The organism is Aliiglaciecola sp. LCG003, from assembly GCF_030316135.1.
In the GTDB taxonomy this organism is placed as follows: Bacteria; Pseudomonadota; Gammaproteobacteria; order Enterobacterales; family Alteromonadaceae; genus Aliiglaciecola.
Genome location: NZ_CP128185.1, coordinates 395015 through 417680 on the forward strand (window position 1 = coordinate 395015; position 22666 = coordinate 417680).

Consider the following 22666-nt stretch of genomic DNA (forward strand, 5'->3'; position numbering starts at 1 on the left):
GACAAATAAAGTGCTAGCTTGCTAGTCCTGAGCGATTGCTGTTCAAAAGCCTTAATTCTAACTTGATAACCTGTTGATTTAACTTTTTAAGCTGTCTCTGTGGCGAAGACTGAATTATGCTTTTTGGTTTATCCAGTAGGTGTTCAGAGTTTAAATGGTTATGGAAGTTTAATGTCTAAATTTATTGCAGTCGTCATATATAGCTTTGCAGCCATTGCCAGCCAACTTGCCATAGCTCAATCTCATCAGCATTCCGCCATTGTGATCCCTAATATCAAAGGTGAAGTGACCTTAGATGGAGACTTTGATGAACCGCAATGGGCCAGTGCCAAACTCATTAGTCTTGATTATGTAGTCCGCCCCCATGAAAATACTCAACCTCCAGTGACGACTAAGGTGAGAATATTTGAAGACGATAAAACCCTTTATATCGGTTTCACCGCGCAAGACCCTAATCCAAGTGATATCAGTGCGTTTTATCGTGACAGAGATAAAGTCTGGAGTGAAGATTTAGTCGGTTTCAAGCTGGATACCTTTTACGATAGCCGCTTAGCCTACCAATTCTTTGTAAATCCTTTGGGTATACAAAGTGATTCTATCCAGAATGAAATGACCGGTAAAGAGAGTGATAGCTGGAATGCTATTTGGGATTCGGTAGGAAAGATAACCGCTGACGGCTACCAAGTTGAAATTGCCATCCCGTTGCGTATTCTAAATTTCAAAGAAGGAGAGCAAGATAAAATCTGGGGGGCTGAATTTGTGCGTTTTTATCCTCGAGAAGAACGCTTACGCATCTCCAATCTTCCTACCGATAGAAACAATGCCTGTAATTTATGTCAGTTGGGCAGCGTTAAAGGATTTAAACAAGCCAAACAAGGACAAAATTTGGCTTTAGTGCCGACCCTAGTGATGGCCAAGCAGCGCAGCCGCGAACCAGCAGAAACATTAGAGTGGGATCGCCAAAACAACCAAGAAGTGGGAATGGATATTTCCTGGGGTATCACTCCAGAAGTCTCACTGCAGGCAACCCTAAACCCAGATTTCTCTCAGGTAGAGTCCGATATTGCGCAACTGAGCATCAACAATACCAACGCGCTATTTTTTGCCGAACGGCGAACCTTTTTTCTTGAAAACGCAGATTACTTTTCGAGTAACTACAATTTGGTGCATACCCGTAATGTCAACGCCCCTGATTATGGCCTGAAAGTATCTGGACGAATGGATCAACACTCTTTGGGTGTGTTTGTGGCGAATGACCAAACCACGACATTCTTGATCCCCGGAAATCTCAGCTCTGATGTTGCTGAGCTAAGCGAGGGGTCTAAGAATATGGCCCTGCGCTACCGTTATGATTTTTCTTCTGACTTGTCACTAGGGGTGGTGGGAACCGCCAGAGAAGCTGACAGTTATCACAACTATGTCACCGCGCTAGACAGCAAGTATCAGCTTAGTGATCAAGATACATTGAGAATTCAGTGGGCTCGCTCCCAAACCCAATATCCGAGTTTGTTATATCAAGACTACAGTGACGAAACCCAGTTGAGGTTAAAAAATGATGGGGAGTTTAACGGCCAAGCCCTAAGAGTCAATTATCGTCACAATGAACGAAATTGGAATTTTCGAGCCGATCATTATCGCAATGGTAAAGATTTTCGTGCTGATCTAGGTTTTGAGCGTAATGTAGATCGTAATACCTCAGTGATTGGTGGCGCATATCGCTGGTTTAGCGAGCACAGCTGGTGGAATCGTATCGAAGTATGGGGTGATTGGGATATTGCGCACAATGATGATGGCGAGTTATTGGAAAAAGAAGCAGAGATTTATACCAGTATTAGAGGAAAATGGCAGTCTTACTTAGAATTGGGCGTGCAGTCTCGAGACAAAGTGGGTGTAAGACAACAAGCCGAGTCGTTGCGTGTAGATAACAACGCAACCTTGTTTCATGAGGACCAAGCTAGTCTCTATTTTGATATCAGACCTAGCCCTTCCGTTTACTTTGGCGTGTACACCCGCTATGGAGATAACATTGACTATGATAACAACCGCCTAGGTAAACAAATTAATATCAACCCCAAAATGAATCTTAGCTTAGGTAAGCATCTACAATTGAATATTCGTCATACCTACCGCCAGTTAAAGGTAAATGATGCTAATTTATTCACTGCAAACCTAACCGATGCCAGGTTGACCTATCAGTTCGACCCACGGCAATACATTCGATTAATCGTGGTGCACTCTGATATCAAGCGAAATTTAGACAACTATATCATTGCTACGGATGACTACCTAAAGCGCAGCAAAGTGTTGAGCACTCAATTACTTTATTCATACAAAATAAACCCGTTAACGAAGTTTTTTGTGGGCTACACCGATAGCGGATTTCAAGATGATGATGTCAGTATCCATCGACTGTCAGAGCAATCCATCTTCATGAAATTTAGCTATGCTTGGTTGAATTAGCACTCCATTTGGGAGGCGTATTTTATTGATGCGGTTTGCTCAATTTAGTGCTAACTTAGCAATACTTCGTAGATATTTTACATTTAAATCTGGCCCGGCTGGTTAACGTTTTGAGCAGCCTGTTTGCAAATTCCTGTTTGGCAAGGTAAGAGTTGGATCTCGAAGTAGGGGTTAAAGGAGCCGCGACTGTATCAGTATAGTGGTAGTTTTTAGCGAAAGATGGATTTAACCATTTGCTAAATTAGGAATGTCGATTTTGGAGCCACTTAGAAGTAACTCTGCTAACCCTTATGTTGGGTTACAAGCTTTTGAAACACGTCATGCAGACCTTTTCAAAGGTCGAGATGCCCTTATCCAGTTGGGTCTGCAGAAGTTAAAGAGCAAAGCGCAATCTTCCCGACCATTTCTATTACTACTAGGTAAAGATGGTGCTGGAAAGTCCAGTTTGTTGCAAGCAGGTATACTCACTCATATACAGGGTTGTTATTTATTTCCTGACACACCACGGTTCCATTGCGGCGAGATACTTACTGCTGATTTGTCTATCGATCCGGTCAAAGGTCTGGTATATGGGTTAGCTCAACTGAACGAATATCCGCTTATTCAAACCACAGAAATAGATTCAGTTATTCACTTGTGCCGAAATAGCCCTGAGCAGTTTTTTAGTTTTATCAATCAACGAAAAGCCCAATTACCTAAAAGCGAGAATGCCTTGCTGTCGATTGCGCAATTTGAGCGCCTGTTTTTCAGCAAGCAAGTGACTCTGGCTGAACTTCGTCTCTTTATTGAGTTAATTGTAGGTTTGGTTAGCCAATGCCAAGTGTTCGTCGTCGCATCTTTGCGCAGCGATTTTTATCAAAGCCTATCCGATTTCCCAGCGCTACTTTGGCTAAAACAAAATGGTGGTCAGCTAGACGTTCTGCCACCTACTGTTGAGCAACTTGTTGAGATGATCCGGCTTCCTAATAGCGAATTTGATTTACGCTTTGAAGAGGGTAAGGAGCAACATCCATCTCTAGACGTCTATTTAGCAAAGCGAGCAGCAGAGTTTCCTAATAGTTTGCCGCTATTACAATTCATCCTAAAGAATCTTTTCGAGCACCGCTCTCAAAATGGTTTAATGAATTTTTCGAGTTATCGTAACTTAGGTGGAATAGAACGGGTTATCGCGAAGGTTACTGAAAATACCTACCAAGGATTGGATCGATCGGTGAAAAAATATTTTTCCCGGATCATGAATCATTTGGTTGAGCGCAGCGAACGTGGACGCTATGAAAGGTTGTGGGTACATGAGTCTGACTTATACAACAATGACCGCAGTAGACAATTGGTTGATGCTTTTTATGCAATTGGCATCTTAACCAAACAGAAAAACTGTAAAAATGAAGTATTCATTGCGCTGGCCCATGACTGCTTATTTGAGCACTGGCCAAGACTATCAGAGACCTTGGAGAGCCACCAGGCTATCCTCACCCTTAAAAATATTTTGGAAGCCCAGGCAAAGCAATGGAAAGGTGCGACTCGCTCTAGCGCATATTTACTTAGTTCCGGCAGAGCCTTAGATGAAGGCAAGCTACTTTTGAAACAAGGCCGAGCCTCTCTTAGCTCAGACTTGCGCAAATTAATTAACGCATCGATTAAGCGCCAAAAGTTGAAGTATCGGCTTTGGGTCACTGCCGGTTTAATAGTGTTAGGTCTTTTTGCCTTTGCACTCAACAACGCCTATCAGGCGAAAGTTCAAGCAAATATTGCTAAACAGAAACTATCAGATAGCCAAGAGCTGATCGAATTCTTGATTGCCGATGAAAGCCAGCAATTGCAAACGATTGGCAGATTAGATCTTATGCAGCAGGGTTCTGAAAAATCCTTTGAGTACCTAAGTAAGGTAGAGCCTCGCGATGACTCAACAGCGGCTAAATTAAGTCGCAGTCAAACATTTATGCGAATTGCACAAGTGTATTTAGAAAATAAGCATTATGACGATGCTTTACAAGCGTTTGAGGCCAGCTTGGCACTGGATAATGAGTTAGTAGAGATACACCCTAATGGGTTTAGCTATTGGCTCGAGCTGGCGCAAGCTCAATATTGGATTGCGAAGACCTATCTAACGGCTGGGAAAACTGAAAAAGCCCTTGAATATTTCCAACATTACCAAGCTAGTGCATTCGGATTGGTAGAGCTGCAGCCGGATAGCGCAGCAGCACGCATGGAGCTTTCAAAAGCATATTATAATATGGGTCTTATTGCGATCGACAAGGGCCAATTGGAAAGTGCCACTCAGTTGTTTTTTGAATCGGTAAAATTTGCCGAGAAAGGTAAATCTGCTGCGGACATTGATGGACTCATAGCCACAGCGAATGCATATCGCTGGTTGGCTGATAAGTATCATAATGACTTAAAAGTGGCTGAAGCATTGGAAATGCGTATGGGGGAAAAAAGACTTCGAGCTTCAATTTCCAAGCGCAGCCCGAATAACCGTAACCGTATAGAAGCGGCCATAGCTAGTTGGAATTTGTCCACTAAGCAATTGATGATGGGCCAATATAATCAAGCTTTCGAAACCCTCACTATGCTTTATGAAAGCACTCAAAAGCTTGCCGAAGACGATTATCAGGTAAGTTACCTAAGGGCTTTCAGTTTGGGCCGCTTAGGGCAAGTAGCTTTGCAACGTGGCGACACCGAAAGAGCAAAAAACTATTTTCATCAAAGCTTACAAGAGTTCGATAATGATCAACAAATTGCTGCTCCATTGTGGGCGGACGCTTTTTTTGAAAGACAATATTGGATCGCACGTTCGCACCTAGAACAGAACAATATGGCCGCATTTAATGCCTCTGGCTATAGCATTGAGAATGCGACTCATGCTGCTGCGAAAACATGGAAAATTAGATTAGCTAATTTAACAAAACAGCAAACCGATTGGCAGGCAGTAGCGGACACTCAAAGTATCGATCCCGCAGAATTAGTCGCTTACATAGAATATGTTTCTATCCATGAAAAAATTGATGAGTTACAAATTTTGTGGGACAGAGTCCCTCAGGAAATGTGGCTAAACGGAGATATGGAATTATTGCGCCCCATCATTAGAAAGCAGTTGCGTTCGGAAGCCGAAAACTAATTTCCATGGGTAAAACCTGAGCAAAGTGGCGGCGCGAAACCGCCTCGTTGCCCACTTTGTTCACTACCAACGAGCACATTTTTTAGCCAGGCCTGGCTAACCACAACCCTGCACAAATAGATCTTGAACTTATTGCCTCCTTTGTATACAATTCGCGCCCTTAAAACAGCCAACACCCTTTGTTCCTTGTCTCAAACAGTCCGGCTGTACTGTACGAGGCTACAACCGTAAGGAGCTGCAATGCGTCATTACGAAATCGTGTTCATGGTCCACCCTGACCAGAGTGAGCAAGTTCCTGGTATGATCGAGCGTTATACTGGAATTATCACAAACGACGGCGGAACTATCCATCGTCTAGAAGATTGGGGCCGCCGTCAATTGGCTTATCCAATCGAAAAGCTACATAAAGCACACTACGTACTTATCAATGCTGAAGCGACTGCTGAAGCAATTGAAGAGCTTGAAACTGCTTTCCGTTTTAACGATATTGTGCTTCGCAATCTTGTTATGCGCACCAAAGGTGCTGTTACTGAACAGTCTCCAATGGCAAAAGAAGAGCGTCGTGACGACCGTCGTCCAGAGCGTTCTGAAAAGCGTGAAGATGCAGCATCAGCGCCAGTAGCAGAAAACGCTACTGATTCTGAAGATCAAGAATAAGGAGACAGACAATGGCTCGTTTTTTTAGACGTCGTAAATTTTGCCGTTTCTCAGCTGAAGGCGTAGTTCAAATTGACTACAAAGATATTGCTTTGCTGAAAAACTATATCACTGAAAGTGGTAAAATCGTTCCTAGCCGTATCACTGGAACTAGCGCTAAGTATCAGCGTCAGTTGTCAACTGCTATCAAGCGCGCGCGCTTCCTAGCATTGCTTCCATATACTGATTCTCACAAGTAATCGTTGGCGTAATTAAGAGGTAGCAAAGATGGAAATCATTCTACTAGACAAGATCGCCAACCTAGGCGGCTTGGGTGACACTGTCACAGTAAAATCAGGTTATGCACGTAACTTCCTTTTTCCTCAGAAAAAAGCAGTTCCTGCAACCAAAGTAAATGTTGAAAAATTTGAACAGCAACGCGCTGAATTAGAAGCTAATATTGCTAAGCAATTAGAAGCTGCTGAAGCTCGTGCAACTAAAATCACTGAATTAGGCGAAGTAACTATCGCTGCTCCAGCTGGTGATGAAGGTAAGTTGTTTGGTTCAATTGGTACACGTGACATCGCTGATGCAATTACTGCAGCTGGCGTTGAAGTGGCCAAAGCTGAAGTTAAACTACCTACGGGTACATTACGTGATACTGGCGAGTTTGAAATTGACTTGCAGTTACATTCTGATGTTATGACTACTATTAAATTGGTAATCATTCAAGAAGCGTAAGCTCTTTGGGTTATAAATAAAAACCTCGCATTGCGAGGTTTTTTTATGCCAAAAATAAAAAATTCGCACTGCAGTTTGGACAGGCATTTTATCAAAACTGTTATTTGGACAGGCATGATATTTTGCGCAACGTTATTTGACAACGTTATTTGGATAGGCATGATATTTCGAATTATTCCAAGACTATAACTGCAATACAAACACGCGGTAAATACATCCCAATACCCTTAGCGTTTTCGTCTCTGAAAACGAGAGTTCGCCTCTTAGCATCGGTCTTATCATTGGCGACTGTTATCTGGACAGGCATCGAAGTCTACTCATTCAAAGCTGGTAGTTGTGGATGGTTAAAAAAGATTTTTTGCTTGTTTAAACCTTTATAGTCTACCCTGCGACTAATCCTTTAACACAATGAAATAAACGATAAAAATATTGAATACACAAGGAAATGTTATTGCCGCACAAGATACGTTTACGGATAAATCGGAACGAGATTTGATCAGTGCCGTGCAACAAGGTGATAGAAAAGCCTACCAAGCTCTTTATCAATATTATATTGGTCAAGTGTATGGTTTGTGCTTGCGTTTAACCAGTGACAAGACCCTGGCAGAGGATGCAGCCCAAGAGGTGTTTATTCAATTGTGGCGCAAAATAGGAAATTACAAAGGGGAAAGTAAATTTTCAACTTGGTTACATACAGTAACATCGAATATAACAATTTCGTATTTGCGTAAACAAAGGGGGTGGTTGCAACGTATGTTTAATATTGAAGAGTCAGAGGCCATGCATCATTCAGCAGAAGAGCAAATGGATTTATCTGACTTGGAAGGATACGTAGCAAGATTGCCAGAAAGAGCAAGAATTGTATTCGTTTTACATGCAATTGAAGGATATCGCCATGAAGATATTGCCCAAATGATGAATATGGCAGTGGGCTCCAGTAAAGCACAGTTTCATCGTGCTAAGCAGTTATTGAAGGAGTGGATGGGTTATGCAGAATAAACAGTTTGAGACAGACTTACGGGACAAGGTCAGTAAGCTGGAAAAGTCGAAGTTGCCAGAGCGGGATCTATGGCCTGGAATTGAGATTGCGTTGGCAAATGATTTACCTACTTCACAATCGACGGCTCACATTATTACTAACCGTCCTAAAATATATGCCTACGCTGCTTCGATATTGGTTGTTGGTCTGATTAGCTGGTTTGTAGTGATGCAAAAGCCAACTGGGTTAGCGCAACAAGATTTGGTATCACTGTTGAGTAACCAGCACCAACAGCAAAAACAGGCGCTGTTGGTTAAGTTTCAAGACCAACCTGCCTTGACGGAAAATTGGCAAACTCAATTAACCGAGCTGGACGATGCAGCTATCGCAATTAAAGCAGCTCTTAAACAAGATCCAGACAATATAGCATTATTGAAGATGCTACAAAATGTGCATCAGCAGCAAATTAACCTGATTGAGCGCGTGCATTCACCTAAGTGGAGACAGATTTAATGGCACATATCCCTTTGAATATGATAGTAAAAACTCAGGTATTGAGAAGGCTTACATTAGCGACAAGTTTATATATTTTTAGCGCTTTAGCCTGGTCAGGCGAAAAAATAGAACAAACTACTGAAGCAGATAAAGATGGCTACGTACAAATCGAACATCTAGGTGGATTTGCGGACATAAAAGGGTGGTCAAAAAATGAAGTGAAGGTAATGGGCGAGTTAGGCGATCGCACTGAGAAATTCATTTTTGAGCGTGATGGTAATGAAGTGCTTATCAGGGTAAAAGTCAAACATCAGCGATGGGGCGGAAATTGGAAGGATGGAGATGGCGATAATTTGCGGATCTATGTTCCTTTTGATAGTCATGTAAAGTACACCTCTACCAACGCTAATGTGGAAGCTTCGGATATTCGAGGCAGCACTGATATTGACACAGTGAATGGAAATATAGATGTGTCGGATTTGTCCGGGAGAATAATCATTGAGGCTGTTAATGGTGATATCCATGCACGTCAATTGCAAGGTGATATAAAAATCGAGACCGTCAATGGTGATATTGAAGACAAAGACTCAACCGCCAGTGAAGCCGGTTATTCTTCGGTAAATGGCGATATCGATGTGCGAGTTGCCAGTCTTGAAGTAAAAGCTGAAACCGTCAATGGCGATATCGAACTGGTTTTGGATAAAGTTAATCAGTTAAATTTAGATACGGTCAATGGCACTATGACCATAAAGATGGAATTGGCCAAGCAGGGTGATGTGCGCGCTAGCAGTGTTGGTGGTGATATCAATTTGTATTTCAAGCCTGACGTATCTGCGCGTTTCGACTTACAGGGTCATGCAGGTGGGCGAATCGTGAATAAGCTATCTCAAGATAAAGAGCAAAAAGCGAAATATGGGCCCAGTCGTTGGCTAGAGTTTTCTCACAATGGAGGCAATGGTCGAGTGAATGTTTCCACCGTTAGCGGGCGGATCAAAATCGATAAACATTAACCATTAATAATAGCTCAGCAATGGCCTGACTGTGGCGATGAAAATATGTTGACTGAACTGCTACCTTTCCCCTCACACCGACATTTATTGTGAGGGGATCGGTAGAATACAAACCGAAACTGCAGTTAGATTTTATTCTTTAATAATTTTAATGCTCTTTAAACAACATTCTTCGGCCTCTGCTTATCAGAAAACCGATAATAAAACCGACTACCAACATTACACCTATCAAGGTAGCGACAGGCAAATCTGCAGTCCAAAATAAGAATGAAACAGGTACATTATGCAAGTTTTGTAAAATAAAAATAACGCTTAACGAGAGCAAAGTATAAATACTGATTTTGGTAAATTTATGCATTTTCGTATTCTCACTTTATAAAATAGATGCCACATAACTTGAATCTATTGGGAAATCAAACCGCAGTAAATCATTTCAAAGCTCTTAACGCACGCTATTTTTATTATCCCAAGAAATAATCTGAGAATAATATGTAAGTCTAATATCTTTATCAAAACTGCTACAAGTGTTGCAATCAACTGTGCGAATACATGGGTCGTGAATGCGTATTCATTGGCAGCACTAACTTGGGAGTTTTTTGTTTCTGTCAAAGCACGTCTTCTCTTTATAGATTGCTAAAAATCACGCATAATAGTCGACCGATAGTCGATAGCGATAAAGACGCATTTCATGAAAGTGGTTGCCAACAAAAACTCAGACGACAAAGTTGAAAAACTTAAAATCCCACCGCACTCGATGGAAGCCGAGCAGTCGGTATTGGGAAGTATGCTAATTGCCCCGGATTCCTGGGATAAAGTCGCTGAAGTTGTGGTTGAGGAGGATTTCTACAATCGTTCTCACAGAACTATTTTCCGATCTATTCTCAGACTTTTATCAGGCAATCAACCCGTTGATATCATCACCGTGTCTGAAGAACTTGAAAAGCATGATGAATTAGAAGAAGCGGGTGGTTTTACTTACTTAGGTGAGTTAGCGCAAAATACCCCAAGTGCTGCCAATGTTGTGGCTTATGCAGAAATAATCAAAGAGCGAGCTATCACCCGTGAACTAATCGGCGTGGCTCATAATATTGCCGATATTGGGTATAATCCAGAAGGTCGCGATAGTAGCCAAATACTTGATTTGGCGGAAACTCAAATATTTGATATCGCCGAAAAACGTACCGGTGCTAATGAAGGCCCGAAAGATGTTGAGTCGGTGTTAGGGAAGACCATTGATCGACTCGAAGCACTGATTAAAAATAACAAAGAAGTCACCGGTGTATCCACCGGATATACTGATTTGGACAAAAAAACCAGTGGCTTGCAATCTTCAGATCTCATCATTGTTGCAGCTCGTCCATCGATGGGAAAAACCACCTTTGCGATGAACCTGTGTGAAAATGCGATGCTATTGGAAACTAAACCTGTTTTGGTATTCTCCTTAGAGATGCCTGCAGAGCAGATTATGATGAGGATGCTGGCTTCGCTAAGCCGAGTAGACCAAACTAAGATCCGTACGGCGCAACTGGATGATGAAGATTGGGCTCGCATGTCAAATACTATGGCTATGCTCAAAGACAAAGACAATCTTTTTGTAGATGATTCTTCAGGTCTGACTCCAATGGATGTTCGCACCCGGGCGCGAAAATTGGCTCGGGATCGCGGCGGTATTAGTCTGATAATGATCGATTATTTGCAGCTTATGCGAGTGCCTTCATTAAGTGATAACCGTACTTTAGAGATTGCAGAAATTTCACGTTCGTTAAAAGCCTTGGCTAAAGAGCTAGAAGTTCCCGTCGTAGCGCTGTCTCAGCTCAATCGTAGTTTGGAGCAAAGGGCAGATAAACGCCCGATCAACTCTGATTTGCGAGAATCAGGTTCAATAGAGCAAGATGCCGATTTGATCATGTTTATATATCGTGACGAAGTGTATAACGAAAATACTGAGCTAAAAGGCGTTTCAGAAATCATTCTGGGTAAACAACGGAATGGACCAATTGGTACAGTAAGATTAACCTTCCAAGGTCAGTTTTCGCGTTTTGATAACTATGCAGGTCCTGCTTACTCAGATGAGTAAGCTCAGCCGATTAAACACCGGACACTCTTCGTAAATATCCCATGAGCAGTGATTGAGTTCTAAGTCGATACTTTCCTTCCTATACACTATACAAAGCCATAATTAAGTAGTTGAACCCTAAGGGCACCTAATCCCGTTAACGTTACTACCAACCTCTTTACCTTTGCACTCTTAATATTGTTAGTTAGATGAATTTGTATGGGGAGTGCCCACGTAATTTCTGATTTCTATGATGGGTGTCCACGTAATTTCTGATGGGTGTCCAGGTAATTTTCCAGGTAATTTCTGTTTCACGATGAATTTCAGGCAATAAAAAAGCGGCTTTTCAGCCGCTTTTTTTGTAACTTATCTAAGCTCTTAGTTACGTTTAACTTTTTCTTTTTTAGTAGCAGTAACGACAGCTTCAATACGACGATTGATTTTGTTCGCTGCAACTGTGTTGCTTGTATCTAACAACTGAGTTTCACCGAAACCTTCAGCAGTGATTCTAGCAGCATTGATACCGTATTTGCTGATTAGCAATTGTCTAACAGCTTTTGCACGGCTTAGTGAAAGAGACATGTTGTAGTCAGCTTTACCTGGAGCAGATGCATGGCCTTCAATTACCGTTGAAGTGTTAGGGAAACGGTTCATGAAATCAGCAAATTCTTGGAATTTAGCGTCATCAGGGTTTTCGATTTTGTCGCTGTTGTTACCAAATAACACTTTAAGTGTTTCGCGTACTTCAACTTCTTCAAAAACACTACAACCATCGCTGTCTACTTTATCTGTCATAGGTGTATTAGCACACTTATCAACATTATCAAGCACACCGTCTTGGTCCATATCAAGCTCTAAACTACAGCCTTTCACGCCAACAGGGGTGCCAGCAGGCGTGTTAGGGCATTGGTCGATGTCGTTTAATACGCCATCACCATCTGAATCTATGCTACAACCTTTGCTGTCAACACGAGCACCAATTGGTGTGTTAGGGCACTGATCAAGAGTATCGTTTACGCCGTCTTGGTCAGAATCGCCAACTGGCTTAGGACCACTCTTAGCACCAAAAGCATATGCCAAGCCTACTTTTAGACTAACGTCATGCCAAGACTCACCAAAATCGTGGTAAGCAGCTGCTTCAGTAATTAGTTTAAAGTTTTCAGCAAGTTCGAAGTGCTTACCAAGACCAAGGCTTGCCATGTTGCCGCCTTGTTCCATGTTGATATGCTTGATACCACCGAAGATATACAGTAAATCATCTTCTAGGAAATACATCGCATCAGCACCAATGCGGTTAGCAGTGTCATCAGCTAAAGCTGTGTCGCTTTCCAAATTGATTTTTGCATACTCAATACGTCCACCCCATTGGCCATCGCCTCTGAAACCGTATTCTACGCCGTAGCCATATCCTGGGTCATAAGATGTAAAGTTAAACGACTTTTCTTCATCTGGCTTGTAGATTTCTACAAATCCAGCGATCCATTTTTTATATTCAGGCTCTTCCGCTGCGAAAGCATTGGTTGAAAGTGCAGCTAGCAAGCTGACAGCGATAAGTGATTTTTTCATGTTTCCATCCTAAGCGTTTATAGTTATTACAATTAAATTGAGTAAGTTTTACCGGCTGGCGGTTAATCTCTACTTCTTTTTATTCATTTCCGTTTACTGTCGCGATTATTGTTCGCGACCCTGCGCTGTTTCTATGCTCACCTAAATAAATACCTTGCCAGGTACCAAGTGCCAAGCGTCCGGAGCTAATCGGTATCGTTAAATTGTTACCTATCAAGCTCGCTTTAAGGTGAGCCGGCAGATCGTCACTACCTTCAAGAGTATGCAAATAGTATTCCGCATTTTCCGGTGCAAGTATATTAACATATGATTCCATGTCCTGACGCACTGTTGGATCGGCATTTTCATTAATTGTTAAACTTGCACTGGTATGTTGGATAAATAAATGCAGTATTCCAACAGAAACCTCTCTTATCTCGGGTAACTGTTTAGTAATTTCGTTGGTTACTAAATGAAATCCACGAGGTCTTGCAGTGAGCCGTAATTGTTTCTGTTGCCACATTGCGACACTACTTATCGAAACATATTTCTAGATAAGCCTTACCAGCATCGCTAATAAAGGGCAATATCATTCTCGGCCCGTCTACTTGATGATTTATAGTATGGTTTTTACCTGTTACTACAACAGGAGTCGCCATACCAAAATCGTAGCCTTGTTCACTGAGTGTCATTTTAGCACCACCGCAAACCATGTTAGCTATCTCGCCGACCATGTCAGCTACTTCTTCATTAATTTTATCTGGTTTTTCACCCAACATTCTATGCATAATTTCTAATGCTAGGGATTCATCAAATGTGATCGAAAGAGAACCTTTTAAATCTGTCCCCACCATACCGATAAGTCCAGACACATCACCAAACGCTTTGGGGTCCGACTTCTTCTGTGGCTTACCTGGTTTCAGCTCAGTTTGAGCCATAGTTTTTAAAACATTGACTAAAGCTATTATAAATGGATTTATGAATTGTACATTCATTCCGACTATAGTTCCTTTTCAGACTGCACTAATTATGCAACCAAATGTGAAAAAAATAACGCTATTATTATGTTAGCTCTTTTATTGGCAGTGTGCACAGGTACCATGAGCCTCGATGGTTTGCTTGGTAACTTTGAATCCTACACTGTCAGCCTGACTGTCCAATTTATCCTTTAATCCTTCTGACTGGATTTCTTTGACCTGTCCGCAAAGATCGCATATCAAAAATTGGACTGGATGATTACAGTCAAAATGATGACAAGCTACAAATGCATTGGTCGATTCCAATCGATGTATCAGACCAAATTCTAATAAAAAGTCTAACGTACGATATACAGTAGCAGGCTTAGCGCCTGCTTCGGTTAACTTCAATTCATCAAGCAGCTCGTACGCACCTACAGCACCTTGTTTACTTAGAAGCAGTTCGTATACTTTTTCTCTAAGGTGCGTAAAACGTGCACCTTTGGCTTCGCAATATTCTCGTGCTTTGGAAAGCTGAGAGTCGTGTTTCATTTCAATTGTTATCCCAACAACGCTTCACTGTGTAGTGAATGGATTAGTTCATCTTCTAATTCGAACCTCTCCATCAGATTCTGTCCCAACTTTGACAAATTTATGTCAAAGGTTTCCAGTGACCTGTCGGTATTAGCCTCGGCAAATTCGTCATTAAACGCTAACGCTTCCTCAGTCAACAGAGCAATTTGCGGATAGATTCTATCAGCTAGTGATTTACTCGATGTTGTGTCTGAGGTTTCAGCAATGATCTTGTCATAGACTTCAAAGTGGCCTGCCGAAATATAATCCATCAAAATTTCGCAGAACAATCGGATAGAATCTAAATCAGGTAGCCCATCAACTTTTCTTTGATAGGGAGGAATCCCGGCTAATTCGCAGTATTTCACTAATAAATCTTGCCTTTCATGCAACCAAACATCTATTGCGTTGTGGCTCCCGACCCATTTCTTCTTCGATTGTTCAAATTGGCTTAACATTTTTTTCCTTATTAGGACACAGTCATGCTAGAGCAATCCCCATAGTATATCATCGGCTTAGCGGTAACAAAACACTAGAATTAGGCTACTCTTGTCTGAAATTGCTATCTTTTACACACTTAAGTAGTGAAAACACCCTAAAATACTAAAAATTCATTTAGAATTACTAATTTAAAGTATTTTCAACCTTATGTCAGAGTATTTTTTTTGGCAAGTGCAGTTTGTCGGCTTTTTGTCGCAAATGATGATGTGATGACCTTTTTTAGGGTCTCTAAAAAGTAACAGTTTGAGATATTATGATAATAGATATTGAACGCGCTGACGCAGAACAAACCGCTTACTGGATAATATTCAGTGGTGATCGCATTGTAGCAAAAAAGCAACAGCAAGCGTTGCTTAAATCATCCTGGCGATATTTACGTTTCATTCACCACTATAGTGACCAGGTTGTGCACATTGGAGAGCTTGATGATGCACCGTGTTATTCTGTCGATCTCGGCCTCGAAGCCTTGCCTGAGGATGAGTACGAAACCGTTAGCTTACGCTCACTATTTATGAGTCAGAATGAGTCGGTTTTTTCCACGGTTGCCCGCGCCTGGCAGTTGATATTATTTAGGCGAACTCATCGTTATTGTGGTAAATGCGGTAGTGCCATGCAACAGGTTGATTGGGAAATGGCGATGCATTGCCATTCTTGCCACCATCGCTGTTATCCTCGAGTGTCTCCTTGCATTATTGTCTCTATTCGCAAAGGCGATAAAATATTACTAGCTCAAGGCAAAGCGCAACGAGAGCGTAAAATGTTTTCCACCTTGGCTGGGTTTGTAGAAAGCGGAGAAAGCCTCGAACAGGCGGTTCATCGAGAGGTTTTTGAAGAAGTCGGTATAAAAATTAAGAATTTACAATACTTCTCTAGTCAACCTTGGCCTTTCCCTCATTCATTAATGATGGGCTTTTTAGCAGAACATGATGAAGGGGATATCGAAGTGGACGGTCATGAAATACTCGAGGCCCATTGGTATGATGTGAATGCCTTGCCAATAGTGCCGCCTAGCATGTCTATTGCAGGCAAGCTTATAGATCACACCATCCAGGAAATTAAAGGCCATAAATAAAAACGCCCTGCAAAAGCAGGGCATGAATTTGTTAGCGTGGAGGGCCCGTTGAACAGGCTTCTTAATTGATATAATTTTGTAAAGCAGACACGTTATAGCAAAATAGTGTAACTAGAGGCAAGAAAAAATCGCAAATATTGTTATTTATCTACCTTTAGGGCAATAAACGTATTCTTTTGCTTCCATTTTTTACTACAATAGCCAACCTACAAAATCTAAAAAGTCATGCTGAATAACGCATTTGTGATCTTTTTAAGGGTTTGGTATTTATCTTTGGTGTACTTCAAATTTAGAGGCATTTAATGCAGTTAAAAAATGATCGTTATCTTCGTGCTCTCCTTCGCCAACCTGTAGACGTAACTCCGGTCTGGATGATGCGCCAAGCCGGGCGCTATTTACCTGAATACAAAGCGACCCGAGCAGAAGCTGGTGATTTTATGTCGTTATGCAAAAATGCAGAGTTGGCCTGTGAAGTAACTTTGCAACCTTTGCGTCGGTTTAAGTTAGATGCGGCTATTTTATTTTCTGATATTTTAACCATACCAGACGCCATGGGCTTAGGTTTGTATTTTGAAACCGGCGAAGGGCCGAAATTTAGTAAACCTATTACCTCAATCAGTGATGTAAAAGCCTTACCCGTGCTAGACCCAGAAGATGAGCTCGGCTATGTAATGAACGCGGTCCGTACCATCAGAAAGAATCTCAAGGGAGAAGTGCCGCTAATCGGTTTTTCAGGTAGCCCATGGACCCTCGCAACTTACATGATTGAAGGGGGCTCTAGTAAAGCATTTACTAAAATTAAAAAGATGGCTTTTAGTGATCCCCAAGCTTTACATTTATTACTCGATAAGTTGGCCGACTCAGTTATTTTGTATCTCAATGCTCAGATCGCCGCTGGCGCGCAGTCAGTTATGATTTTTGATACCTGGGGAGGCGTATTAACGCCAAGAGACTATAAGTTATTTTCGTTACAATACATGCACAAAATTGTCGATGGATTGACACGAGAATACGACGGACAGATAGTCCCAGTTACGCTATTTACTAAAAATGGTGGTATGTGGCTAGAGTCGATTGCCGCTACCGGTTGTGATGGAGTGGGCCTAGATTGGACTATTGATATTGCTGATGCTAAACGCCGAGTTGGAGATAAAGTGGCATTGCAGGGCAATATGGATCCGTCGATTCTTTACGGTAGTAAAGAACGTATTGAACAAGAAGTAAAAGACATCCTAGCCGGCTTTGGGGAAGGCAATGGACATGTATTTAATCTTGGCCATGGCATCCATCTTGATGTTCCGCCAGAAAATGCCGGAATATTTGTTGAAGCTGTGCATAAATATAGTCAGCCATATCATGTTGAAACCGAATAAATGAAAATACTGATACTGGTATTAGCCACCTTCGCCGTGGCATTTAGCAGTGGTTTTTGGCTGGGACAAACGTCCCAGTCAAAAACTCAGTTGTTGATAGAAAATACTCAAGACCCCAATGCACTATCGCCCGCCTCACAATCTTCTACTATGGCAGCGCTTAATGAATTAAATTTGAACCGTGAAAATGTCACTAGTGTAGCTCAAGATCCGATTGCAGATGATAACGTGCACAAGGTAGATAGCAGTCTATCAACGAGCGCAGTTGAGGAAATGAAGCGGGGCTCTCAGCTTAGGGCATTAGGCCATAGCTTTAGTGAAGCTGGCATTCAACGTCAACAAAACCAGTTGGCGCAAGATACATTTCAACAACAATTTAGCGAAGATACGCGGGATTATGATGCCCAGTTTGCAGTAACTGATTACTTGAATTTACACGAGCACGCAAATCTCATCTCCGTGTATAAAATTGATTGCAATGAAGCACACTGTCAATTAATCGGCCAGTTTGAGGGACATCATAAAGACTGGGACAAAGTGGTGGAAGGAATGAAACACAGCGATTGGTGGAAATATAATGGCACCTCAAGTTCTTCAAGTAGTAAAGACGGTGTAACCTACTTTACCATGTTCCTCGAAAAATAGTCCCTTGTCAGTTGCATATGCTGGCAGCTAAGCATCGCGCTTTAAGCCTTTTTCAACACTACGAATCAATCGTTGGGTTACTCTAAAGGTTGGCCCTTCAATATGTTGTGATTGCCGCTTAGTTTGTTGCTCGATAGCCCACCTGATATGCTCTTTTACTAGCTCGCAAGCATGCTCCAAAGCTTGGTTTAACGTACTGAGAATGGTTGGATCAAAATCTGCATTTCCCATCGCTACAGCAATATTACGTTGCCACTTTTGATGGCCTATTCGTCTGATCGGAGAGCCTTCGGTATTCGTTAAGAAGCGCTGCTCGTCCCAATTAAACAAGGTCACTAAGTCTTGATTGGATAGCTGTTGTCGAGGATGGAAATCATCTTCGCTGGTAAGTTGAGCATACCTGTTCCACGGGCAAATTAACTGGCAGTCATCACAACCGTAAATTCTATTGCCTATCAAGGGGCGCAGCTTTTCAGGAATTGCCCCGTTATGTTCTATGGTGAGGTATGAGATACACCGCCGAGCATCCACTACATAGGGCTCGACAATCGCCTGAGTTGGACAGATTGTAATACAGGCATTGCATCCACCACAGCCATCAGATGCGGGTTGATCAACAGGTAAGGGAATATTGACAAACAATTCTCCTAGAAAAAACCAAGAGCCCGCCGTTTTGTTTAATGTCAGACTATGCTTACCAGTCCAACCAATACCGGCTTTTTGCGCTATAGCGTGTTCCAAGACTGGGGCGGAGTCGACAAAAGGACGAAACTCGGCGGTAGTTGCTTGCAGTTCAATTTTTTCGCCCAGTTGTTTCAGTCTTTTACGTAATAATTTGTGATAGTCTCGACCCAATGCATAACGGCTGATGTAACCTTGCTGTTTGTTCTTTAGGCTCTTAGCAAAGCCTGCGTCGGGGGGAAGATAATCCAGCCGCACGCTGATAATGCGGACTGTACCGGGCACCAGTAGCTTAGGATCTAGTCGCTTTTCTTGATTGCGTTCAAAAAAAGACATGTTGCCGTGATAGCCATTATCTAGCCATTTCTGCAGATATTGTTGTTGTTGGCTAAGATCAGTATCACTGATACCTATTTGCTGAAAGCCTAGCGCTTTTGCCCACTCCTTGATACTTTTTATAAGATCATCGAGAAATTGAGGAGAAAATTGTGTCATTCAGGTCCTTAGATACCGAGTTATCAGGTGAGAGCCTATCACAAAATGTATATCGCGCTGAACAAGTCAGGCTGTTAGAACCTCAAGCGGCTGAAAATCTGGGATTCAGTATGTTTGAAATTATGCAACAGGCAGGTCAGAGCTTGTTCGATTGGATCAGTGCTAAGTATACTCTTGAGCACAAAATCCTAGTTGTAGTTGGAACGGGTAATAATGGTGGTGACGGTTATATTGCTGCCACTCAACTGCGCATTAAAGGCTATTCAGTGACGCTATGCAGTAGTGACCCAGCGAAAATATTAAGTGGTGATGCTCATAGTGCCAGACAACTTTATGAACAGCAGGGCTTTTCGGTAGAAGGCATCGACGATGTTGATTTCACTACTGTTGATTTAATTGTAGATGCATTACTGGGAACGGGGTTAACCGGTGAGGTGCGGGCGCCGTTTGACAGCATCATTGCGCGTATTAATGCGTCTCCCGCCAAGGTATTGGCAGTAGATATTCCATCTGGTGTGCATGCCGATACTGGAGTATCGCTTGGGTCGAGTGTTGATGCTGATTTTACTCAAACATTTGTCGCAATTAAGCCAGGCTTGATAACTGGGCAAGGCAAAAGTAGCTGTGGTCAATTGACCGTTGCCCCCCTTGCCATAGGCAGTGCGTTTCCGGCCTTACAACAACCCTTTGCCAGTAAAGTTAACTTTGACAATTTTTCGTCGTTAAAACAACGCAAAGCAGATAGTCATAAGGGCAATCACGGGCGTTTACTGTGCATTGGCGGTAACAAAGGTATGGCTGGAGCCATGCGTCTAAGTGCCGAGGCTGCACTGCGCTGTGGGGCCGGTTTAGTTAAGGTGTTCTGTCATGATGCTAGCCAAATTCAAGTGAGTCAGGGGCGACCTGAGATAATGCTCACCAGTGAAAACTTACATCAAGCGCTGCATTGGGCTGATTGTATCGTGTTTGGACCCGGGCTGGGACAAGACTCTTGGAGTCAACAAATTTTTAGTCAACTACTGAGTTATTTGATTCACGAAGATAAGCCGATAATTATAGATGCGGATGGGCTCAATTTGCTGAGTAAGCACTTACACAAGTTCCACCTGACTAACCTTATCGTTACCCCTCATGCAGCAGAGGCCGCGCGCATGTTAAATATGGCAGTTGGGGATGTAGATAATGACAGGTATGGCACGGTTCAGGCACTGCATAGTCGTTACCAAGCGCATTCTGTTTTGAAAGGGGCGGGAACGCTTATTCAAAATAACCAAGGCTTATTTGTTTGTGGCAACGGTAATCCTGGTATGGCTACTGGTGGCATGGGTGATGTTTTGTCAGGGGTTTTAGGGAGTTTGATGGCTCAAGGCATGACTTCGTCATTGGCAAGCCTGTATGGAACCTGTTTGCATTCTGCGGCAGCTGATTTGGCTGCCAACAAATGCGGGCAGCGTGGTATGATAGCCAGTGATGTCATTGCGCAGCTGAGGCCGCTGGTTAATTGAAGATGAAATATACACAGTTTTTACAAGATGAGCAGGCGACTTATGCCTTGGCCGGAGTCGTGGCTAAGCTTTGCATGCAACGCACTGTCATCTATTTATCAGGTGATTTAGGCGCGGGAAAAACAACCTTTAGTAGAGGGTTTTTGCACGGTTTAGGCTTTGAAGGTATTGTAAAAAGTCCCACCTATACTCTTGTCGAGCCCTACGAAGTCGCAGGGTGGCGCGTGTTTCATTTTGATCTTTATCGTTTGTCTGACCCAGAAGAACTGGAGTTTATGGGCATACGGGATTATTTTGAAGACGATTGTTTGTGTTTGATCGAGTGGCCCGATAAAGGTGCTGACCTATTGGCATCGGCTGATTTAGAGATTAGTATAGGATTTGAGTCCGAAGGACGGCAGATTAATATACTCGCAAATAACGATTACGGTCGAATGATTGTCAGCAAGCTAAAATAATAATGAAAATGACACTGCGCACGGGTTTAAATCACATAGCGATTGGCATCTACTTGATGTTTGCCAGTTGCATCGCTGTGGGCGCAAATAGTATTGAAGGATTACGGATTTGGCCCTCGCCATCCAATACCCGTGTGGTGTTAGATTTAACCGAGCAACCCGAATACTCTTATTTTAGCCTATCTAATCCAGAACGGTTAGTCATAGACCTTTCCAATACAGTGGGTGATCTCGCCTTATCAAATTTAGTCAACAATAGTGATTTGATTAAGAAAATTCGCTATAGCACCCCTAAAGACAAAAAATCCATCCGGGTCGTGCTAGAGCTTAGCAAAAAAGCCAGCACTGAAATTTTTGCATTACCTCCCACTGCTCCCTATAAAAACCGCTTGGTAATTGATTTAAGCGAACCGGATAGTCAATCGCAAACGGTGATGCTATCCAGTGACAACTCTACCCGCGATAGAGATATCATCATCGCAATCGACGCCGGGCACGGTGGGGAAGACCCTGGCTCAATTGGTCGTTCAGGTAGTTATGAAAAGAATATAACCTTGAGTGTCAGTAAGCAGTTGGCTGCTTTGGTGGAGCGTGAGTCCGGTTTAAGGGCTGTCATGACCCGGACCGGCGACTATTATATATCGCCAAATAAACGTCCTGAAATTGCCCGGCGCAGTAAGGCTGACCTATTGATCTCTATTCACGCGGATGCATTCACAACACCACAACCCAGTGGCGCTTCAGTTTGGGTGCTTTCCATGGGTAGAGCCAACTCTGAATTGGGTCGCTGGATGGAGCGTACCGAACGTCATTCTGAATTATTGGGTGGCGCCGCAGAAGTGATCCAAGATACCGCCAGTGAACTCTATTTAACCCAAGCATTGTTAGATATGTCGATGGACCATTCTTTGACAACCAGTTACAACATTAGCGAAAAAGTGATCAAGCAACTTCGCCAAGTGACTAAATTACATAAGAAAAAGCCGCAAGCTGCAAGCCTCGCAGTGTTAACATCGCCAGACATTCCGTCAATTTTAGTCGAAATCGGCTTTATTTCTAATCCCACTGAAGAGAAAAATTTAAATTGGTCAAAGCATCGTCAAAAACTAGCGGATTCAATTTTTTCGGCGATTAAACAATATTTCCACACCATGCCACCTGATGGCACCTTATGGGCGAGTAATGCTAAAGCGGAAAAGCGCACTCATCGGGTAAGCCGTGGCGAATCTCTATCATTATTGGCCCAACGATATAATGTAAGAGTGAGCGCTATAAAGGAGGCGAACAATCTACGTGGAGATACGGTCCGTATTGGACAGCTTTTAACTATTCCTAGCATTTAACTTTCATCCTTATCATTTAACTTC

General features: G+C 42.5%; 22 protein-coding genes. 15 read left to right on the forward strand and 7 right to left on the reverse strand.

Annotation, left to right across the window (positions count from 1 at the left end):
- Window positions 1-171 precede the first annotated feature (171 nt).
- The 8 genes from QR722_RS01645 to QR722_RS01680 all read left to right on the forward strand — a co-directional run bounded on the left by QR722_RS01645 (window position 172) and on the right by QR722_RS01680 (window position 9439).
- On the forward strand, window positions 172-2460 hold the full coding sequence (locus QR722_RS01645) for a carbohydrate binding family 9 domain-containing protein (protein WP_286285025.1): 2289 nt from the start codon (window positions 172-174) through the stop codon (window positions 2458-2460).
- A 256-nt stretch (window positions 2461-2716) separates the two neighbouring features.
- Complete coding sequence (locus tag QR722_RS01650) at window positions 2717-5578, forward strand: nSTAND1 domain-containing NTPase (RefSeq protein WP_286285026.1); 2862 nt, start codon at window positions 2717-2719, stop codon at window positions 5576-5578.
- A gap of 240 nt (window positions 5579-5818) precedes the next feature.
- Complete coding sequence (rpsF, locus tag QR722_RS01655) at window positions 5819-6235, forward strand: 30S ribosomal protein S6 (RefSeq protein ID WP_286285027.1); 417 nt, start codon at window positions 5819-5821, stop codon at window positions 6233-6235.
- 11 nt (window positions 6236-6246) lie between these two features.
- Window positions 6247-6474, forward strand: a complete 228-nt coding sequence (gene rpsR / locus QR722_RS01660) for a 30S ribosomal protein S18 (RefSeq protein WP_008843478.1) — start codon at window positions 6247-6249, stop codon at window positions 6472-6474.
- A gap of 28 nt (window positions 6475-6502) precedes the next feature.
- Entirely contained in the window at window positions 6503-6955 is a 453-nt protein-coding gene (gene rplI, locus QR722_RS01665) for a 50S ribosomal protein L9 (protein ID WP_286285028.1), read from the forward strand.
- A 426-nt stretch (window positions 6956-7381) separates the two neighbouring features.
- The gene (locus QR722_RS01670; RefSeq protein ID WP_286287507.1) at window positions 7382-7954 is read left to right on the forward strand and encodes an RNA polymerase sigma factor; all 573 of its coding nucleotides are present in this window, start codon (window positions 7382-7384) and stop codon (window positions 7952-7954) included.
- Window positions 7944-8447, forward strand: a complete 504-nt coding sequence (locus QR722_RS01675) for a hypothetical protein (protein ID WP_286285029.1) — start codon at window positions 7944-7946, stop codon at window positions 8445-8447. The genes QR722_RS01670 and QR722_RS01675 overlap by 11 nt, the downstream gene beginning before the upstream one ends.
- Entirely contained in the window at window positions 8447-9439 is a 993-nt protein-coding gene (locus tag QR722_RS01680) for a DUF4097 family beta strand repeat-containing protein (RefSeq protein ID WP_286285030.1), read from the forward strand. Before QR722_RS01675 ends, QR722_RS01680 begins: the two co-directional genes overlap by 1 nt.
- A 148-nt stretch (window positions 9440-9587) precedes the next feature.
- Here the strand turns inward: QR722_RS01680 and QR722_RS01685 are convergent, their stop codons facing one another.
- On the reverse strand, window positions 9588-9797 hold the full coding sequence (locus QR722_RS01685) for a lipopolysaccharide assembly protein LapA domain-containing protein (protein ID WP_286285031.1): 210 nt from the start codon (window positions 9795-9797) through the stop codon (window positions 9588-9590).
- 330 nt (window positions 9798-10127) lie between these two features.
- Between QR722_RS01685 and dnaB the strand changes: the two genes are divergently transcribed.
- Complete coding sequence (gene dnaB, locus QR722_RS01690) at window positions 10128-11516, forward strand: replicative DNA helicase (RefSeq protein WP_286285032.1); 1389 nt, start codon at window positions 10128-10130, stop codon at window positions 11514-11516.
- Window positions 11517-11873: 357 nt separating this feature from the next.
- On the opposite strand, the gene QR722_RS01695 is transcribed toward dnaB, so the two are convergent.
- The 5 genes from QR722_RS01695 to rsd form a co-directional block, all read right to left on the reverse strand.
- Complete coding sequence (locus QR722_RS01695; RefSeq protein ID WP_286285033.1) at window positions 11874-13061, reverse strand: OmpA family protein; 1188 nt, start codon at window positions 13059-13061, stop codon at window positions 11874-11876.
- Between the two features lie 79 nt (window positions 13062-13140).
- Window positions 13141-13563, reverse strand: coding sequence for a secondary thiamine-phosphate synthase enzyme YjbQ (locus tag QR722_RS01700; protein ID WP_286285034.1), 423 nt, complete (start codon window positions 13561-13563; stop codon window positions 13141-13143).
- 7 nt (window positions 13564-13570) lie between these two features.
- Window positions 13571-14035, reverse strand: coding sequence for a chemotaxis protein CheX (locus QR722_RS01705; RefSeq protein WP_286285035.1), 465 nt, complete (start codon window positions 14033-14035; stop codon window positions 13571-13573).
- Window positions 14036-14116: 81 nt separating this feature from the next.
- Complete coding sequence (locus QR722_RS01710; RefSeq protein WP_286285036.1) at window positions 14117-14548, reverse strand: transcriptional repressor; 432 nt, start codon at window positions 14546-14548, stop codon at window positions 14117-14119.
- A gap of 8 nt (window positions 14549-14556) precedes the next feature.
- Window positions 14557-15027: a sigma D regulator gene (gene rsd, locus QR722_RS01715; RefSeq protein WP_286285037.1), complete on the reverse strand. Its 471-nt coding sequence runs from the start codon at window positions 15025-15027 to the stop codon at window positions 14557-14559.
- Window positions 15028-15323: 296 nt separating this feature from the next.
- Between rsd and nudC the strand changes: the two genes are divergently transcribed.
- The 3 genes from nudC to QR722_RS01730 all read left to right on the forward strand — a co-directional run bounded on the left by nudC (window position 15324) and on the right by QR722_RS01730 (window position 18160).
- The gene (gene nudC / locus QR722_RS01720; protein WP_286285038.1) at window positions 15324-16142 is read left to right on the forward strand and encodes an NAD(+) diphosphatase; all 819 of its coding nucleotides are present in this window, start codon (window positions 15324-15326) and stop codon (window positions 16140-16142) included.
- A gap of 302 nt (window positions 16143-16444) precedes the next feature.
- Window positions 16445-17515, forward strand: coding sequence for a uroporphyrinogen decarboxylase (gene hemE, locus QR722_RS01725; RefSeq protein ID WP_286285039.1), 1071 nt, complete (start codon window positions 16445-16447; stop codon window positions 17513-17515).
- On the forward strand, window positions 17516-18160 hold the full coding sequence (locus QR722_RS01730; protein ID WP_286285040.1) for a hypothetical protein: 645 nt from the start codon (window positions 17516-17518) through the stop codon (window positions 18158-18160).
- 27 nt (window positions 18161-18187) lie between these two features.
- Here QR722_RS01730 and queG read toward each other — a convergent pair whose 3' ends face one another.
- Entirely contained in the window at window positions 18188-19336 is a 1149-nt protein-coding gene (queG, locus tag QR722_RS01735) for a tRNA epoxyqueuosine(34) reductase QueG (RefSeq protein ID WP_286285041.1), read from the reverse strand.
- On the opposite strand from queG, the gene QR722_RS01740 reads away from it, so the two are divergent.
- The 3 genes from QR722_RS01740 to QR722_RS01750 are packed head-to-tail and all read left to right on the forward strand — an operon-like array spanning window position 19330 to window position 22642.
- The gene (locus tag QR722_RS01740; protein ID WP_286285042.1) at window positions 19330-20841 is read left to right on the forward strand and encodes an NAD(P)H-hydrate dehydratase; all 1512 of its coding nucleotides are present in this window, start codon (window positions 19330-19332) and stop codon (window positions 20839-20841) included. The genes queG and QR722_RS01740 overlap by 7 nt on opposite strands.
- 2 nt (window positions 20842-20843) lie before the next feature.
- Window positions 20844-21299 (forward strand): tRNA (adenosine(37)-N6)-threonylcarbamoyltransferase complex ATPase subunit type 1 TsaE, encoded by a 456-nt coding sequence (gene tsaE, locus QR722_RS01745; RefSeq protein WP_286285043.1) that lies wholly within the window; start codon window positions 20844-20846, stop codon window positions 21297-21299.
- 8 nt (window positions 21300-21307) lie between these two features.
- A complete protein-coding gene (locus tag QR722_RS01750) occupies window positions 21308-22642 on the forward strand; it encodes an N-acetylmuramoyl-L-alanine amidase (protein WP_502872460.1) in 1335 nt (444 codons plus the stop codon).
- Window positions 22643-22666 lie beyond the last annotated feature (24 nt).

Excerpts from the sequence above, each read along its gene's own strand:
- QR722_RS01645 (WP_286285025.1), top strand. The coding sequence starts at position 172 with ATGTCTAAATTTATTGCAGTCGTCATATATAGCTTTGCAGCCATTGCC.
- rpsF (WP_286285027.1), top strand. The coding sequence starts at position 5,819 with ATGCGTCATTACGAAATCGTGTTCATGGTCCACCCTGACCAGAGTGAG.
- rpsR (WP_008843478.1), top strand. The coding sequence starts at position 6,247 with ATGGCTCGTTTTTTTAGACGTCGTAAATTTTGCCGTTTCTCAGCTGAA.
- rplI (WP_286285028.1), top strand. The coding sequence starts at position 6,503 with ATGGAAATCATTCTACTAGACAAGATCGCCAACCTAGGCGGCTTGGGT.
- QR722_RS01675 (WP_286285029.1), top strand. The coding sequence starts at position 7,944 with ATGCAGAATAAACAGTTTGAGACAGACTTACGGGACAAGGTCAGTAAG.
- QR722_RS01680 (WP_286285030.1), top strand. The coding sequence starts at position 8,447 with ATGGCACATATCCCTTTGAATATGATAGTAAAAACTCAGGTATTGAGA.
- QR722_RS01685 (WP_286285031.1), bottom strand. The coding sequence starts at position 9,797 with ATGCATAAATTTACCAAAATCAGTATTTATACTTTGCTCTCGTTAAGC.
- dnaB (WP_286285032.1), top strand. The coding sequence starts at position 10,128 with ATGAAAGTGGTTGCCAACAAAAACTCAGACGACAAAGTTGAAAAACTT.
- QR722_RS01695 (WP_286285033.1), bottom strand. The coding sequence starts at position 13,061 with ATGAAAAAATCACTTATCGCTGTCAGCTTGCTAGCTGCACTTTCAACC.
- QR722_RS01700 (WP_286285034.1), bottom strand. The coding sequence starts at position 13,563 with ATGTGGCAACAGAAACAATTACGGCTCACTGCAAGACCTCGTGGATTT.
- QR722_RS01705 (WP_286285035.1), bottom strand. The coding sequence starts at position 14,035 with ATGAATGTACAATTCATAAATCCATTTATAATAGCTTTAGTCAATGTT.
- QR722_RS01710 (WP_286285036.1), bottom strand. The coding sequence starts at position 14,548 with ATGAAACACGACTCTCAGCTTTCCAAAGCACGAGAATATTGCGAAGCC.
- rsd (WP_286285037.1), bottom strand. The coding sequence starts at position 15,027 with ATGTTAAGCCAATTTGAACAATCGAAGAAGAAATGGGTCGGGAGCCAC.
- nudC (WP_286285038.1), top strand. The coding sequence starts at position 15,324 with ATGATAATAGATATTGAACGCGCTGACGCAGAACAAACCGCTTACTGG.
- hemE (WP_286285039.1), top strand. The coding sequence starts at position 16,445 with ATGCAGTTAAAAAATGATCGTTATCTTCGTGCTCTCCTTCGCCAACCT.
- QR722_RS01730 (WP_286285040.1), top strand. The coding sequence starts at position 17,516 with ATGAAAATACTGATACTGGTATTAGCCACCTTCGCCGTGGCATTTAGC.
- queG (WP_286285041.1), bottom strand. The coding sequence starts at position 19,336 with ATGACACAATTTTCTCCTCAATTTCTCGATGATCTTATAAAAAGTATC.
- tsaE (WP_286285043.1), top strand. The coding sequence starts at position 20,844 with ATGAAATATACACAGTTTTTACAAGATGAGCAGGCGACTTATGCCTTG.
- QR722_RS01750 (WP_502872460.1), top strand. The coding sequence starts at position 21,308 with ATGACACTGCGCACGGGTTTAAATCACATAGCGATTGGCATCTACTTG.